Here is a 387-nt window from a genome sequence, read left to right on the forward strand (position 1 = left end):
CAGCAATTGAAGCTAAATCATGATTAAAAAATGCTGCTCTTTTAACTAAAGCAATGTTATCGTTTAATAAATCTTTTTCACTTAACACGACTTGCGGATAATTATTATTGGGAGTCGCTGACATGTGGACAATAAAAGATGCTGCTTGTTGCAACAAAGCATCCGCACGCACTTCGTGTTTTTGACTCATTTTCTTTACTTTTTGTTGATCATAAATATCATTAAATAAAACATTACGTTTATTAGTTGATCCATAATGGGCTTCATCACGAATATAAATTAATTCGTAATTCTCGTATTTTACAGCGGTTAAAAAAGCGTCTAATTTCCCGTATTCGGTTAATATTTTTTTATTTCCAAAAGTCGATGAACCAAAAACTAACACCT

At 31.5% G+C, this 387-nt stretch carries 1 pseudogene; it reads right to left on the reverse strand.

Annotated elements, in window-relative coordinates:
* Positions 1-387 (reverse strand): annotated as a pseudogene (locus OF365_RS03225) (DEAD/DEAH box helicase family protein); the annotation flags it as partial.

The sequence above is a fragment of the Ureaplasma zalophigenitalium genome (assembly GCF_025780055.1).
In the GTDB taxonomy this organism is placed as follows: Bacteria; Bacillota_I; Bacilli_A; order Mycoplasmatales; family Mycoplasmoidaceae; genus Ureaplasma; species Ureaplasma zalophigenitalium.